The following is a 13,600-nucleotide window of genomic DNA, read 5'->3' on the forward strand; positions in this document are numbered from 1 at the left end:
CGATGGGCCCGCGATCGTATTTGAACGTTCGCGGGTGAGACGTAAGCACCCACAGCGCGTGGAGGTGGTATGGACCGACTCGTCCGAACGGCCCTGACCGGCCCCCCGCCCATCGATATCGACCGGAAGATCGACGCCCCCGCCGAGGACGTCTGGGAACTGCTCGTCGACACGCGTCGCTGGCCCGACTGGGGCCCCTCGATCACGGACGTCGAGTGTCGCGAGCGCAGGGTCCGAACCGGTTCGAGGGGGCGTGTGCGGCTGATCGGTGACACCTGGATCCCCTTCGAGATCACCTACTGTGAGGCGTACCGCTGGACCTGGGAGGTCGCGGGGATCCCGGCGACAGGGCATCGCGTCGAACCGCACAACGGGTGCTGTCGGGCGGTCTTCGAGGTCCCTCTACTGGCGGCGGGCTATGCGCCGGTCTGTTGGCTCGCGCTCTCGCGGATCGCCGCGGCCGTCGAGTAGCTACCAGCGAAACCCGTCGTGTTCCGCGGGCGGCGAGAGCGGGCTCGTCGGGAGCCCGTCGGGGATTTCGGGATCGTTGTACGCGCCGGGCGCGACGTCGTTCGCCGAATCGGGATAGAACAGCGAGGCGATCGCCTGGATCTGGCCCCGACCCACGTCGAGTTCGAACTGGCCACCGCCGTACATCGTGATGTCGTGCTCGTCACAGAACTCGATCGTCTCGAACAGCGACTCGATCGAGCCGAATCGTGAGGGCTTGATGTTGAGCCAGTTGGGCTCCCAGGGAAGCGATTCGACGTCCGTGAGCCCGTGAATCGTCGCATCCCACGAGACGCGCTCCTCGTGACCCTCCAGTACGGGACGGGTGTCACTGGTGAGGGCAGGGTCTTCGATCACGGCCTCGGAAAGCCCCTCGATAACTCGCTCGTAGAGGTCGGGATCGGGCGCCTGGTCGACCTCCGTTCCCTCGTACTGGCCCTTCAGATCGACCACCCGAACCGCCCCTGTCTCCGCGAGGCGCTCGATCAACGCCTCGTCCCACTCGCTCGTGGGATCGAGTTTGAACGCCAGATCGGGGTCGTTTTCGAGGAAGCGCTCGATACGGTCGAACGTCGGCGGCTCACCCAAGCGCGTGCTGGCGATGAAACGGACGGGCTCGTACTCCCGGTCGAGTTCGCTCGCGAGATCAGTGTCGGCCTGCCGGAGCGCGATGTCGAGTGCGGCGCTCTCGAACCCCCACCGACGGTACTGGACGAAATCCGGTCGGCTCGGGCCCTCCGGGAAGAGCTCCAGATCGTCGAGGCGTTCGGAGAACTCCGCGATGGTGTACTCGCCCGCGAGGTCGGGCGGGCCAGCCTCCAGCAACGCGTCGTGATCCGCGGCCTCGTAGGTCACGTCCTCGCCCCGCCCTTCCTCGCTCGCACCCGACAGCGAGATCACGGTGCTCACGCGGGTGAAGCCACTCGACGTGTCGCGTTCGCGCCGGGCGAGCGAGACGTCCTCGATTTCGAGCGAGAGGTCCGAGACGGCGTCGTACAGAGCCATGCCATGTCTTCGTGCGTTGGGCGCATAGTACTGCCTCTCCCGAGGGGAGTCGCTTGCGCAGACAACGTTTTACTATTGTCTTGCTAACGGTTCACTATGACCGACGCAGTGATCGTTCTGGACATGCTCAACGATTTCGTCACCGGCGAGATCGCCGCCGAGCGCGCCGAACGAATCATTCCCGTTCTGCGCGACGACCTGCTTCCTGCGGCCCGCGAAAACGGCGTGCGCGTGATCTACGCGAACGACGCCCACCGGTCCGAGGACACCGAACTCGAGATCTGGGGCGAGCACGCGATGCGGGGGACCGAGGGCGCGGCGGTGATCGCCGACCTCACACCTGAAGAGGGCGACGACGTCTTCGGGAAGCGCTTCTACGACGCCTTTCACGGAACGGGGCTCGACGAGCACCTCCGGAGCCTCGGGGTCGATCGCGTGGTCGTGACCGGCCTGCATACGAACATGTGTGCGCGCCACACCTCCGCGAGCGCCTTCTTTAGAGGGTACGACATCGCGGCCCCCGCCGATTGCCTCGACGCCTTCAGCGCCGAGGCTCACGAGAATGGTATGGAATACCTCGAGGAAGTCTACGGGGCAGAGGTCACCGACGCGGAAACGCTCGTCGGGGAGTGGGAAGAAGGAAACGCCGGCGGGTGAGGACGGATCAGGGCGGGCGTTCCATCGTGAAGCGATCGCGCGTGCTCGCATAGTAGCTGCCCGAGAGCCGGCCGACGGCGTCGAGTTTCGTCACGTCGACCTTGCCGTCGGTGGTCGCGTCCTCGGCGACGTGCGCGTAGACGACCTCGCCGAGCACCATCGACGAGCGCCCGATCTCGACGAAATCATAGAGTTCACACTCGAAGGCGACCTTCGCCTCCGCCACGCGAGGCGCGTCGACCCGAACCCCTTCGGCGCGCTCCAATCCGGCGTGCTCGAACTCGCTTTCCTCGACCGTGGCGCTCGTGGCGTTCATCGCCTCGGCCAGTTCCATCGTCACGACGTTGACGACGAACTCCTCGGTGTCGAGGATGTTCCGGGGCGTGTCCTTCAGGTCCTCGCCGGTCCCGACGGGCGCGAACATCACCACGGGAGGCGCCACCGAGACGACGTTGAAGAAACTGTAGGGCGCGAGGTTCTCGCCCTCGTTGCCGTCTGTGCTCACCCAGGCGATCGGCCGGGGAATCACGGAACCGGCGAGCAGACGATAGGCCGAGTCGAGTTCCTCGATATCGATCTCCATCTCAGCCGCCCTCTGCGGGCCCGAGTCCGTCGTGTCCCTGTCCGTGTCCGACCGTCGAGGACGGAATCATCGGTCGTAGCCCGCGCCGGTCGGGGCCTCGGGCAGGTCGTAGGGATCGACGTCGAGACCCAGTTCCTCCAGTGCAGCTTCCATGTGCTCGTCGTCGACGTAGTCGGCGCCCGCCTCCACCCGAACCCGCTGGGCGGTCGCGAGCACCTCCGCGCGCCGATCGTCCGGGATGTGGAACTTGTCGGTCGCGAACTCGAGGACCAATCCGTTGTGATCGCGGGTGTAGATCGAGTGAAACGCCCCCCGATCGAACTCGTTGTAGTGGTGGTCCGCCTCGTCGAACGCCGCCTTGGTTTCGACGAAGCGCTCGGGCTCGACGCTAAATGCGAGGTGGTGAACCGCGCCCAGTCCCGTTCGCTGCGGGCGCGGGTCCGACTCGCGGTCGTCGCTCACGAAGAAGGTGAGTATCCGCCCGTCGCCGGTGTCGAAAAAGAGGTGCGTGACCTCGGGCTGGTCGAGGTTGGGCTGGCGAAGGACGAGCGCCATTCCGAGCAGATCGCGGTAGAAGGCGACCGTGTCGGCCTCGTTGCTGCCGATGAGCGTGATGTGGTCGGTCCCGGAGAGTCGGATCGGGCTGTCGGGCAGGTCGGCGCTGACGGGGGTGGGTTCGTCGGGCATGTGGTTTCCTCGTGTTACCAAGTACGTATCCGAACTCATATATCGGTTTCCGGACGGTACTGTAACCAGGTAACACCGATGTCATCGGGGACACGCTACGGGGACTCCGCCTGTACGGTGATCGACTCGCTCGAACGGATCGGCTCGCAGTGGCGACTGATCGTGCTGCACGACCTCCAGGGGGGCGAAAAGCGGTTCAACGAGCTCAAGCGCTCGACGGGCGCGTCCTCCCGGACCCTCTCGCGGGTGCTCGACGATCTCGGGGAGTTGGGGTTCGTCCACCGCCGGGTCGAAGAGGACGCACCGATCGCGACCTACTACAGCCTCACCGAGAAGGGCGAATCCCTCGAACCGGTGTTCGATGAGATCGAACGCTGGGCCGAGGAGTGGCTCTGAATCGGGTGATCAAAACGACGGCACATAGGGCCACGGGACCCCGCTCAACGCGAGCAGGACGAGCGCCGCCCCGAGCATGGTGGCGTTCTTCGTAAAGTGGATCACCTCCCGATCCCGTCGGACGTTCGGGACCGCCCAGAAGTCGTGCATGACCGGCGTCGCCACGAGCAGGAACGTCGCGAGCGCACCGACCGAGAACGTCCGGAACAGACCCAGAACGGTCCCGACACCGCCGACCACCAACATCCCGCCGGTGAGGACGACCGCACCCATCGGCTTTGGAACCCCCTTCGACTCGGCGTACTCGGTCATCGCCTCGACGTCGAGGAAGTGGTTCAACCCGTTGAACGCGAGCACGCTACCGAAGAGGACCCGGCCGAGGAAAAACAGTTCGGCGGCCAGCGGCGCGTCGAACGGGGTGTTCTGAAGGACGAGCGCAGAGACGACACTCGCGGGGACGACCGGATCTGAGACCATGTGGTGGCGGTCCTATGGAGAGGGCCGTTATATTCTTCCCGAACGCGCCCGACCGGGCCAACTCCCAGCGACTACTCGAACTCGCCTTTCTCGATGTCGGGTTCGGGCTGGCGGGTCATTCGGATCGCGTTCTTCGGGACGAGCCGCGCCAGATCGGTCGTCGTGACGATTCCGATCGCTTCGCCGTTTCGCGCGACGGGGAGTTTCTTGACGTTGTTTCGACCCATTCGTTCGCCGGCGACCCGGACCGACGCCGTCGGGTCGATCGTGACCACCGGGTCGCTCATCAGTGCCGAGACGGGCGTCTCCGCGAGGGCGACCCCCTCCGCGACCCCGGCGACGACGTCCGATTCGGTGACGATCCCCTCGATCCGTTCCTCGCCCACGACAAGCGATCCGATCCCGTGGTCGGTGAGCACCCTCGCGGCCTCCGTGACCGGCGTCTCGGGGCTGGTCGTCCGAACCGGCGACGTCATCAGGTCGGTGACTGGCGAATCCATCATGATTAATCGGCCTATAGCCGACAGGACGTGGGGCATCATAAACGATGCGACCGTCCCCAAAAATCGCCGGTCGGGTCAGTCCTCCTGGTCGGGGTACGCCCGGGCGAGCAGGTCGGGTTCGGCCTCGAATCGCTCGCGGATCGGCGCGATGATCTCCGCGATCGCCTCGCCGGTGGCGCCCTTCAGGTCCTGTGGATGGAGTTCGCCTTCGAGGAAATCGGCCTCCAGATCGCCGTAGTTCTCGTAGACGACGTCCCCGCCGTACTGCTCGGGGCGTTCGATCACGAACGGTTCGCCGTCCTCCTCGAGGATCGGGAAGACGAGGTGGTCGAGGTACTCGAGGACGCCGTTTTCCTCGCGTTCGCCCTGTGGGCAGTAGGCCCCGTCGATCTTCTCACCTACTGTTTCGGGGTCGTCGGTGAGGTTGACCTTCGAGCCGGCCTCGCTCGCGCTCATCTTCCCGCCCGATAAGCCCGACAGGAGGGGGGCAAACAGACACAGCGGCTTCTCGTGCCCGTGTTCGGGCAGGATCTCGCGGGCGAGCATATAGATGCCCCGCTGGTCGATCCCACCGTAGGCGATGTCGGCGTCCAGCGCTGCGACGTCGAGACTCTGCATCAGCGTGTAGACCAAGCCACCGAGCTTCGGGTTCTCTGACTGACGGACGACTTCGCTGCCAGCGCGCTGCGCTCGGCGAAGGGTCGTGTCCGCGAGCAGGCGGTAGAGTTCGAGCGTGTACGGTTCCTCGAGTTCGAACTCGGTGCCGCGGACGAACTCGATGTCTCCGGGATCGGCCCCGCTGGCCTCGACCATCGCCTCGATGGCGGCCTCGTAGTACGCCGAGCGCGCTTCGAGCAACTCGAAGGGGCTCTTCTCGTCGTCGAGATGGGCGTGGAGGTCCGCGATCAGGACGGTCACGTCGATGCCCGCTTCGAGGAAGTCAGCGAGCTTCCGGATGGTGGTGAAGTGGCCGATATGCATCTCGCCGGTGGGGGCGTAGCCGATGTAGATACTGGGGTCGGGCTCCTCGAGGAGGGTCTCGAGTTCCTCCTCGGTGATCACCTCCTCGGTGTGGCGGGTGACGAGGCGTTTTCGCTCCGCGGTGTTCATACCGGGGAGAGCCAACCGATGGGGGTAAATGGTTCGATTCCGCGAGTTGCTCCAAACAACGGGGCTAAATAGCTCCGCGGGCGGATTGTACCTACGGAATGGCTCTGGATTCGAACGACCGATCGATCGCCGGCTTCACGATGGCGGGCCACTCGCTGGTCCACTGGTTCGAGACCTCGATCCCGATCTTTCTGGTGGTCTGGCTCTCGGAGTTCGACGTGTCGGTGGCACTGTTGGGGTTCATCGTCGCGCTCGGGTACGCCCCCTTCGGGATCGGGGCGCTTCCCGGCGGGATCCTCGCCGACAAATACGGCCCCAAGCGCCTGGTCTTGCTGTGTCTCACCGGCATGAGCCTTTCGTTTCTGCTTCTCGCGCTCGCAAACGGGATTTACCTCGTCGCCGCCGGCCTCGTCTGCTGGGGGGCCGCCGCGAGCGTCTATCATCCCGCGGGCCTCTCGCTGATCAGCACGGGCGTCGAGGAACGTGGAACGGTCTTCGCCTGGCACGGTATCGCCGGCAACGTCGGGATCGCACTCGGCCCGTTCGTCGCCGCCACCCTGCTGATCTTCTTCCCGTGGCAACTGGTCGCCGCCCTGCTCGCGATCCCCGGCCTGCTCGCGGTCGCCTACGGACTCTCCGCGGAGTTCGACCCGACGGGCGCAATCGAGGAGATGGACGCCGACCAGGCCAACAACAGAGCCCTCTCGGTCTCGGATCTCCTCACGAACTCCCGAACGCTCTTTGCGAGCGCCTTCGCGGTCGTCTTCGTGATCGTCACCTTCGAGGGGCTCTTCTACCGGGGGATGTTGACCTACCTGCCCGAGATCCTCCAAGGGCTGCCCGCACTCGAGGGCTTCGTCGTGGGTCCCGACCTGGAGGGGATCGAGCCCTCGCGCTACATCTACGTCGGCTTTCTCGTCGTCGGGATCGTCGGCCAGTACGCCGGCGGGAAACTGACCGACCGGATGGCCCCTGGTCGTGGTCTGCTCGGAATGTTCGGTGTCCTCGCGGTGCTCGCGCTGGCATTTATCCCCGTGACTGGATCGGGACTGGTCCCGCTGGTCGTCCTCTGTGGACTGCTCGGCTTTTTCCTGTTTGCCATCCAGCCGTTTTATCAGGACGCCGTGGCGGTCCACACGCCGGCGAACACCCGCGGGCTCTCGTATGGGTACACCTACCTCGGCGAGTTCGGCCTCGGGTCGGCCTCGATCGCCATCGGCGGGTTCCTGCTCGATTCGTTTTCACTTGCGACCTTCTTCGGGACTCTCGCGGCGTTCGCGCTGATCGGTGCGGCCCTCTCGGCGGGGCTGCTCGTCGTCATCGACCGGTTCGACTCGCCGCGGACCGCCGACGCCGGTACTGACGCCGACGACTGAACCACCCCAGAAAACCGACCACGGACGGGGATCGACCGCATCCGTCGGGCTTATATCTATGGGAACTAATACCGCAATTACGAAATGTCGACAGACGTAACGAAGGATGCGCCGGTGGTGCTCGTCGTCGACGACGAGCCCCAGCTCGCGGAGCTGTTCGCGACGTGGCTCGACGAAGAGTGGACGGTCCGGACCGCCAACGACGGTGAGGAGGCGTTGGCGCTGCTGGACGAGGGGGTGGCAGTTGCGTTGCTCGACCGACGGATGCCCGGGATGTCCGGCGACGAGGTCCTCGACGAGATCCACGGCACCGGATACGATTGTCGGACGATCATGGTCACGGCGGTCGATCCGGACTTCGATATCATCGAGATGGGATTCGACGACTACCTCGTCAAACCAGTCTCCAAGGAGGAACTCACCGACACCGTCGAGCACGTCCATCGTCGCAGCCAGTACGACGAGATCATGCGCGAGTACTACAGCCTCGCCTCGAAACGGGCGGTCCTCGAAACCGAGAAATCCGCCGAGGAACTCGACGGCAACGAGGAGTTCCGGGAACTCGAACGCCGACTGACGGAACTCAGAGACGCCGTCGACGAGACGGTCGAAGAACTCCGGACCCACGAGGACTTCGCCGCCGCGTTTCGCGATCTCGACAGTTAGGACTGGCGGTAGATCAGGTTGCGCTGAACCTCGTTTGCGCCCTCGTAGATGACCGGGATCCGGACGTCACGGTAGACACGGGCGATCCGGCGGTCGGTGAGGATCGACCGACCACCGTGGAACTGCATCCCCTGTTCTGCACACATCGTCGCCGTTTCGGTTGATTTGGTCTTTGCCATCGCCGCCCACAGTCCGGCGTTCTCTCCGTCTCTGACTTTCTTCGCCGCCCGGTAGTTGAGTGCGCGTGCCGCCTCGAATTCGAGGCGCATGTCCGCGAGGCCGTGTTGGACGGCCTGGAACTCGTTTACGCCCCGGCCGAACGCCTCCCGGTCGTGGACGAACTCCCAAGCCTCCTCGATGGCCGCGGCGGCCATTCCCAGTCCGTGCCCGCCGACGACGATCCGCCCGTGGTTGAAGAACTCCGCGAGCATGAGAAAGCCGCCGTTCTCGAACCCCACGAGGTTCTCCTCGGGGACCCGCACGTCCTCGAAGGTGATGTGGGCCTGCTTCGAGGCACGCATTCCCATCTTCTCGGGGATATGCTCGGCCTCGTAGCCCGCCGCGTCCGTGGGTACGATGATCATCGAATGGTTCGAGTAGCGGTCGTTCTCCTCGCTAGTCCGAACGAAGACGGTGACCCAATCGGCCTCGACGCCGTTGCCGATCCAGTACTTCTCGCCGTTGATAACGTACTCGTCGCCGTCCTTCTCGGCCGTCGTGGTCATCCCCGCCAGGTCGCTGCCGGTATCGGGTTCGGAAACCGCGAGTCCGGTGATCTGCTCGCCCGCCGCGACGGGTTCGATGTACTCTTCCTTCTGAGCCTCGTTACCGTACTCGTAGATCATCTCCGCACCGAAACTCGCCAGTTGGAGGGTCAGGGCGATGCCCGCGTCGGCCTTGTAGAACTCCTCGGCGATCGCGAGCATCTCGACGACGTCGAACCCGCGTCCGCCCAGTTCCTCGGGGATGTCCTGGGCGACCAGTCCCGCCTCCTGTCCGGCTTCGAGGATCTCCCACGGGTACTCTCCCTTGCGGAAGCACTCCTCTGCGTTCGGCGCGATGTGTTCGTCGGCGAACTCGCGGGCTTCCTCCTTCACCTCGCGGGCGTACTCGGGGACGACGTCCTCGGAAAGCAGTTCCATACTTCCCTATCGGTTCGGGGGATCAAATATCTCGTGGAACTGTGATAAACCGATCGAAAGTTGTGAATTTACACCCCTTGGAGTCACTTCCGGTCGTCGTCCGCGAAGTGACTGACCGCGATCCCTTCGCCCAGCGGGAGCACCATCGTCTCGAAGGCCGGATCGGAGCGAACGGTATCGAGGTAGTCAGCGATCCCGCGTGTCCCCTCGTTGGTCTCGGCCGATCGGCCCTCGAGGTGGGCCAGCAGGTCGTCGAACACCACCGCCCCGTCGGCGCTCATCGCGTTGTCCGCGATCACGACCGCACCGGGGGCCAGTTTCTCGCGGACGGCCTCCAGCGCGTCGGAATAGCGGTGTTTCTGGTGGTCGATCAGGACCACGTCGAACGGGCCATCGTAGCGTTCGATAGTGTCCATGGCGTCGCCGTGCTCGTAGCTCGCGAGGTCGTCGTACCCGCCGCGAGCGAGGTACTCGCGGGCCATCTCCAACTCCCCTTCGTCGACCTCGGTGAGGACGACCTCGCCGTCCTCCGGGAGGGCCTTTGCGAACCAGTACGCCGAGTAGCCGTAGCCCGAGCCGAACTCGAAGACCGACCGCGCGCCCGCGAGCCGGGCGGTCAGTCGGAGGAATCCCCCGACCTCCGGGCCGACGTGGGGAAAGCCCTCGTCCTCGGCGTAGGCGTCCATCTCCTCCAGAACGTCGTCTGGCTGTGGTCCGGCTGCGCGAACGAACCGGAGCACGTCGTCTGCGAGGTGTGCCATACGACCCCCTACAGGAACCGGGACCAAGAAATCAGCCCTCCAGCGTCGTCCCCGCGAGTCGCGCCATCGCGCCCGTGAGCACCTGCGTCGCGGTCGCACAGTCGGCCCAGTCGGTCCACTCGCGGGGGTTGTGCGAGATGCCGCCCCGCGAGGGCGCGAACAGCATCCCCGCGTCGGTGACTCGCGCGACCTGCATCGTGTCGTGGGCCGCCCCCGAGTGCATCGCCATCGTTTTGATCCCGGCGGCCTCGCCGGCCTCGCGGACAGCGCTTCGACAGCGCCCGGACATCGGGACGGGCTCGACGTCGAACGCCCTCGTTAGTTCGGTCTCGACTCCGCGCTCACTCTCGAGACGCGCGAGGCTCGAGCGGGCCCGCGAGACGATCTCGTTCATCGAGTCGTACTCGACATCGCGGATGTCGACGCCACAGTCGACCCGGCCGGGCACGACGTTCGTCGCGTTCGGCTCCACGGAGTGGCTGCCGACGGTCCCCACGGCACTCTCGCTCTCGCTTGCGACGACCTCATTTGCCGCGCGCTCGACGTCGAGGACGAACTCGCTCGCCGCCGCGAGCGCGTCGGTCCGGTCGTTCATGGGGGTAGCCCCCGCGTGGTTCGCCTCGCCGGTGATGGTTACGTCACAATGGGTGATCCCGGTGATGTCGGTGACGACTCCCACCGGGACGCCGACGGTCTCTAAGCGCTCGGACTGCTCGATGTGGAGTTCGAGCCACGCGTCCCAGCCCGCCGCGTTGACCCGCCCCTCGCCACGGAACCCGATCCCGTCGAGTGCCTCGGCGAGGCTCGTCCCCTCCTCGTCCTCCAGCGCGAGCGCCTCCTCGACGCTTCGCCCGCCCGCGGCGACCGAGGAGCCGAGCATCCCCGAGCCGAACCGGCCGCCCTCCTCCTCGGTGAACGAGACAACGGTGATCGGGCGTTCCGGGCGCGTGTCGGCCTCGCGCATCGTGCGGACGGCTTCGAGGGCCGCGTAGGTTCCGAGCGGGCCGTCGAAGATACCGCCCTCAGGCACCGAATCGAGGTGGCTGCCCGCCGCCACGGGCGGCAGGTCGGGGTCGGCGCTCGCGGGGACCCACCGACCGACGACGTTGCCCACGGCATCGACCCTGACGTCCAGCCCGGCGTCTTCCAGCCTCCCGACGAAGTACTCGCGGGCCTCGCCGTTTTCCTCGCTCGCGGCTCGAACCGTCCGGCCCCGTCCCTGTTCGCTTTCGATGCGTCCGAACTCGGCAGTACGCTCGATGTCCTCGCGGAGTCGCTCCCGGTCGACCTGCATACCGGGTCGAGCGCTCGGCCCACAATGGCGCTTGCGATCCGTTCTCAGTCGAGTTTCCGGGGCGGCAAAACGCCTCCCCGAGGTAGGGTTCGTGTTTCGCGCCGAAACCGATCCGGACGTCGTGTTCGACGAGGGCCTCCCGGGGACGTGCCGCTCGACACCGTCCGCGCCGTCGCGGACGATAAACGCGGTTGTTCGCCGCCGGTTATTAACCTCCTCCCCTCAGGGGACGATGACCGCCCGGCCCTCGATTTCGCCCTCTTCGAGCGCCGCCGCGACATCGTTGATCTCCTCGATGGGGTACTGTGTGGTCTCGAGGTGCATCTCCCCCTGCTCGACCAGCGAGACGAGCTCCTGGAGCTCGGTGTACTTCCCGACGATGTTCCCGACGAAGGAGAACTCCCCGTTGACCAGTGCCTGGGCGGGTTCATGGATGTGTCCGCCGTAGCCGATGATGTGGTGATCGCCCCCCGGTGCGACGATCTCAGGGGCCAGCGCCGTGGTCTGATCCGCGCCGACGAAGTCGAGCACCTGCTCTGCGCCCGCGCCGTCGGTGATCCCCGCAATCGCCTCGGCGACGTCCTCGTCGGCGGAGTTGATCGTGTGGTCCGCCCCGAGCCGATCCGCAAGCGAGAGGGCCTCGTCTTTGACGTCGACGGCGATGGTCGTGCTCGCACTCATCGCCTCCACCGCTTGGAGACCGATGTGGCCCAGCCCGCCGATCCCGATCACGACCGTGTAGCTCCCCGGAAACAGGTTCGGGGTCGCCTTCTTGACCGCGTGATACGCGGTGATCCCGGCGTCGGCGTGGGGCGCGATCTCGACGGGATCGACCGAATCGAGTTTGATCGCCGCGCGTTCGGAGGTCAGCAGGTACTCCGCGAACCCGCCGTCGACGTTCAGGCCGGGAAACGAGGCGTTCTCGCAGTGCATGTCCTCGCCGAGCCGACAGGCCCGACACTCCCCGCAGGTCACGTGGGGATGACAGATCACCTTATCGCCGACCTCCACGGTCGTCACCTCCTCGCCGATCTCCACTACTTCCCCGGCGTTCTCGTGGCCGAGCGTCATCGGCAGGTCCTGTTCGACGTAGTCGGTCCACATCCCCTCGATAATGTGGTTGTCCGTCTGGCACCACCCGGCCCCCTCGACCTCGATCACGACGTGATCCGAGCGGGTCGGCTCGGGCCGCTCTACCTCGTCGATCGAGAGCGCCTCGCCCATCTCCTCGGTGTAGTCGTGGAGTCTCGCGGCGTCCATAATACGGCTCGATACTCGACTGATACCGACAAAAAGATTGTGTACAAGGCAGTCCGGGCGGACCGCCGGTGTGCGAAATTATAATGATAGTGCGTCCGTAGTTGCTACTGGTATGTACACATATGACGGTGAAGACGTGTTCGTGCTCGACGGGCACGTCCACTGGTGGGACGCGAGCAAGGAGAACATCAAACACGAAGGTGGCGAGCAGTTCATCCGCTGTTTCTACGACTATCACACCGGTTTCACCCCCGAGGAGCGCCAGTGGAGTCTAGAGGAGTATCGCAAGTACGATAAAGACCGGATGGTCCGGGACATGTTCGGCGACGGCCACGCCGACATGGGGCTCCTTCAACCCACGTATCTCAACGAGTTCTATACGGAGGGCTTTAACACGATCGACCGGTGTGCGCAACTCGCCGAGGACCACCCCTCGCGGTTCATCGTCAACGGGCGATTCGATCCCCGCGAGGGCGAGGCGGGCCTGAAGGAACTCGAACGCCAGGCCGAGGAGTTCGACGTTCGGGGCGCGAAGGTCTACACCGCCGAGTGGCGCGGCGACTCGAAGGGGTGGCGACTCGATTCGGAGGAGAGCTTCGAGTACCTCGAGAAGTGTGCCGAACTCGGGATCAAGAACATCCACGCCCACAAGGGGCCGACCATCAGGCCGCTGAACCGCGACGCCTTCGACGTGGCCGACATCGACGACGCGGCGACCTCCTTTCCCGAACTCAACTTCGTCGTCGAACACATCGGGCTGCCCCGGCTGGACGACTTCTGCTGGATCGCCGCCCAGGAGCCAAACGTCTACGGTGGGCTGGCGGTCGCCGCCCCGCTCGCAGAGAGCCGCCCGCGGAAGTTCGGCGAGATCATGGGCGAGTTGCTCTTCTGGCTCGGGGAAGACCGCATCCTCTTCGGCAGCGACTACGCGATCTGGGAACCGGAGTGGCTGATCGAGGCGGTGATGGAAGCCGAGATGACGCCCGAACAGCGCGAGGAGTTCGGCGTCGAACTCGACCTCGAGGTCAAAAAGAAGATCATGGGCGAGAACGCCGCCCGGCTGTATGACATCGACATCGAGCGCCAGAAGGAGATCCTGCGCGGGGACGGCGTCAGCGAGGAGTTCGGACTCGAAGAGCAGTACGCCCGGACCGCGAGCGCGGACGACTGACC

16 protein-coding genes are annotated in these 13,600 nt (G+C 65.4%); 6 read left to right on the forward strand and 10 right to left on the reverse strand.

The features are described from left to right. Positions 1-69: 69 nt before the first annotated feature. Positions 70-471, forward strand: a complete 402-nt coding sequence (locus tag HACJB3_RS09740) for an SRPBCC family protein (protein ID WP_008417111.1) — start codon at positions 70-72, stop codon at positions 469-471. On the opposite strand, the gene HACJB3_RS09745 is transcribed toward HACJB3_RS09740, so the two are convergent. Next, on the reverse strand, positions 472-1,515 hold the full coding sequence (locus HACJB3_RS09745) for a hypothetical protein (protein ID WP_008417110.1): 1,044 nt from the start codon (positions 1,513-1,515) through the stop codon (positions 472-474). Positions 1,516-1,611: 96 nt separating this feature from the next. Between HACJB3_RS09745 and HACJB3_RS09750 the strand changes: the two genes are divergently transcribed. Further along, positions 1,612-2,172, forward strand: coding sequence for a cysteine hydrolase family protein (locus HACJB3_RS09750; RefSeq protein ID WP_008417109.1), 561 nt, complete (start codon positions 1,612-1,614; stop codon positions 2,170-2,172). Between the two features lie 7 nt (positions 2,173-2,179). Here the strand turns inward: HACJB3_RS09750 and HACJB3_RS09755 are convergent, their stop codons facing one another. Further along, positions 2,180-2,755, reverse strand: a complete 576-nt coding sequence (locus tag HACJB3_RS09755; protein WP_008417108.1) for a flavin reductase family protein — start codon at positions 2,753-2,755, stop codon at positions 2,180-2,182. Positions 2,756-2,821: 66 nt separating this feature from the next. Further along, positions 2,822-3,442 carry a VOC family protein gene (locus HACJB3_RS09760; protein ID WP_008417107.1) on the reverse strand — a complete coding sequence of 207 codons (621 nt, stop codon included), beginning with the start codon at positions 3,440-3,442 and terminating at the stop codon, positions 2,822-2,824. A 78-nt stretch (positions 3,443-3,520) separates the two neighbouring features. Here HACJB3_RS09760 and HACJB3_RS09765 point away from each other — a divergent pair, with 78 nt between their 5' ends. Beyond that, the gene (locus HACJB3_RS09765) at positions 3,521-3,838 is read left to right on the forward strand and encodes a winged helix-turn-helix transcriptional regulator (protein WP_008417106.1); all 318 of its coding nucleotides are present in this window, start codon (positions 3,521-3,523) and stop codon (positions 3,836-3,838) included. Between the two features lie 9 nt (positions 3,839-3,847). On the opposite strand, the gene HACJB3_RS09770 is transcribed toward HACJB3_RS09765, so the two are convergent. The 3 genes from HACJB3_RS09770 to HACJB3_RS09780 all read right to left on the reverse strand — a co-directional run bounded on the left by HACJB3_RS09770 (position 3,848) and on the right by HACJB3_RS09780 (position 5,928). Further along, entirely contained in the window at positions 3,848-4,315 is a 468-nt protein-coding gene (locus tag HACJB3_RS09770; protein ID WP_008417105.1) for a DoxX family membrane protein, read from the reverse strand. Positions 4,316-4,386: 71 nt separating this feature from the next. Then, entirely contained in the window at positions 4,387-4,815 is a 429-nt protein-coding gene (locus HACJB3_RS09775) for a CBS domain-containing protein (protein WP_238532750.1), read from the reverse strand. A 78-nt stretch (positions 4,816-4,893) separates the two neighbouring features. Then, positions 4,894-5,928, reverse strand: coding sequence for a tyrosine--tRNA ligase (locus tag HACJB3_RS09780; protein WP_008417101.1), 1,035 nt, complete (start codon positions 5,926-5,928; stop codon positions 4,894-4,896). A 98-nt stretch (positions 5,929-6,026) separates the two neighbouring features. Here HACJB3_RS09780 and HACJB3_RS09785 point away from each other — a divergent pair, with 98 nt between their 5' ends. Together HACJB3_RS09785 and HACJB3_RS09790 are read left to right on the forward strand one after the other, a co-directional pair. Next, positions 6,027-7,304 carry an MFS transporter gene (locus tag HACJB3_RS09785; protein WP_008417099.1) on the forward strand — a complete coding sequence of 426 codons (1,278 nt, stop codon included), beginning with the start codon at positions 6,027-6,029 and terminating at the stop codon, positions 7,302-7,304. Positions 7,305-7,388: 84 nt separating this feature from the next. Further along, the gene (locus HACJB3_RS09790; RefSeq protein ID WP_049934397.1) at positions 7,389-7,970 is read left to right on the forward strand and encodes a HalX domain-containing protein; all 582 of its coding nucleotides are present in this window, start codon (positions 7,389-7,391) and stop codon (positions 7,968-7,970) included. On the opposite strand, the gene HACJB3_RS09795 is transcribed toward HACJB3_RS09790, so the two are convergent. From HACJB3_RS09795 to HACJB3_RS09810, 4 genes are all read right to left on the reverse strand, one after another. Continuing rightward, positions 7,967-9,112: an acyl-CoA dehydrogenase family protein gene (locus tag HACJB3_RS09795; protein ID WP_008417096.1), complete on the reverse strand. Its 1,146-nt coding sequence runs from the start codon at positions 9,110-9,112 to the stop codon at positions 7,967-7,969. The two genes, HACJB3_RS09790 and HACJB3_RS09795, sit on opposite strands and share 4 nt — an antisense overlap. Positions 9,113-9,195: 83 nt before the next feature. Next, on the reverse strand, positions 9,196-9,873 hold the full coding sequence (locus tag HACJB3_RS09800) for an O-methyltransferase (RefSeq protein WP_008417095.1): 678 nt from the start codon (positions 9,871-9,873) through the stop codon (positions 9,196-9,198). 31 nt (positions 9,874-9,904) lie between these two features. Beyond that, positions 9,905-11,167 (reverse strand): Zn-dependent hydrolase, encoded by a 1,263-nt coding sequence (locus tag HACJB3_RS09805; protein WP_008417094.1) that lies wholly within the window; start codon positions 11,165-11,167, stop codon positions 9,905-9,907. 222 nt (positions 11,168-11,389) lie between these two features. Further along, the gene (locus HACJB3_RS09810) at positions 11,390-12,427 is read right to left on the reverse strand and encodes an NAD(P)-dependent alcohol dehydrogenase (RefSeq protein ID WP_008417093.1); all 1,038 of its coding nucleotides are present in this window, start codon (positions 12,425-12,427) and stop codon (positions 11,390-11,392) included. A gap of 112 nt (positions 12,428-12,539) precedes the next feature. Between HACJB3_RS09810 and HACJB3_RS09815 the strand changes: the two genes are divergently transcribed. Next, positions 12,540-13,598 carry an amidohydrolase family protein gene (locus HACJB3_RS09815; RefSeq protein WP_008417092.1) on the forward strand — a complete coding sequence of 353 codons (1,059 nt, stop codon included), beginning with the start codon at positions 12,540-12,542 and terminating at the stop codon, positions 13,596-13,598. Positions 13,599-13,600 lie beyond the last annotated feature (2 nt).

It is taken from the genome of Halalkalicoccus jeotgali B3, from assembly GCF_000196895.1.
Taxonomy (GTDB): domain Archaea; phylum Halobacteriota; class Halobacteria; order Halobacteriales; family Halalkalicoccaceae; genus Halalkalicoccus; species Halalkalicoccus jeotgali.

Excerpts from the sequence above, each read along its gene's own strand:
- HACJB3_RS09740 (WP_008417111.1), top strand. The coding sequence starts at position 70 with ATGGACCGACTCGTCCGAACGGCCCTGACCGGCCCCCCGCCCATCGAT.
- HACJB3_RS09745 (WP_008417110.1), bottom strand. The coding sequence starts at position 1,515 with ATGGCTCTGTACGACGCCGTCTCGGACCTCTCGCTCGAAATCGAGGAC.
- HACJB3_RS09750 (WP_008417109.1), top strand. The coding sequence starts at position 1,612 with ATGACCGACGCAGTGATCGTTCTGGACATGCTCAACGATTTCGTCACC.
- HACJB3_RS09755 (WP_008417108.1), bottom strand. The coding sequence starts at position 2,755 with ATGGAGATCGATATCGAGGAACTCGACTCGGCCTATCGTCTGCTCGCC.
- HACJB3_RS09760 (WP_008417107.1), bottom strand. The coding sequence starts at position 3,442 with ATGCCCGACGAACCCACCCCCGTCAGCGCCGACCTGCCCGACAGCCCG.
- HACJB3_RS09765 (WP_008417106.1), top strand. The coding sequence starts at position 3,521 with ATGTCATCGGGGACACGCTACGGGGACTCCGCCTGTACGGTGATCGAC.
- HACJB3_RS09770 (WP_008417105.1), bottom strand. The coding sequence starts at position 4,315 with ATGGTCTCAGATCCGGTCGTCCCCGCGAGTGTCGTCTCTGCGCTCGTC.
- HACJB3_RS09775 (WP_238532750.1), bottom strand. The coding sequence starts at position 4,815 with ATGGATTCGCCAGTCACCGACCTGATGACGTCGCCGGTTCGGACGACC.
- HACJB3_RS09780 (WP_008417101.1), bottom strand. The coding sequence starts at position 5,928 with ATGAACACCGCGGAGCGAAAACGCCTCGTCACCCGCCACACCGAGGAG.
- HACJB3_RS09785 (WP_008417099.1), top strand. The coding sequence starts at position 6,027 with ATGGCTCTGGATTCGAACGACCGATCGATCGCCGGCTTCACGATGGCG.
- HACJB3_RS09790 (WP_049934397.1), top strand. The coding sequence starts at position 7,389 with ATGTCGACAGACGTAACGAAGGATGCGCCGGTGGTGCTCGTCGTCGAC.
- HACJB3_RS09795 (WP_008417096.1), bottom strand. The coding sequence starts at position 9,112 with ATGGAACTGCTTTCCGAGGACGTCGTCCCCGAGTACGCCCGCGAGGTG.
- HACJB3_RS09800 (WP_008417095.1), bottom strand. The coding sequence starts at position 9,873 with ATGGCACACCTCGCAGACGACGTGCTCCGGTTCGTTCGCGCAGCCGGA.
- HACJB3_RS09805 (WP_008417094.1), bottom strand. The coding sequence starts at position 11,167 with ATGCAGGTCGACCGGGAGCGACTCCGCGAGGACATCGAGCGTACTGCC.
- HACJB3_RS09810 (WP_008417093.1), bottom strand. The coding sequence starts at position 12,427 with ATGGACGCCGCGAGACTCCACGACTACACCGAGGAGATGGGCGAGGCG.
- HACJB3_RS09815 (WP_008417092.1), top strand. The coding sequence starts at position 12,540 with ATGTACACATATGACGGTGAAGACGTGTTCGTGCTCGACGGGCACGTC.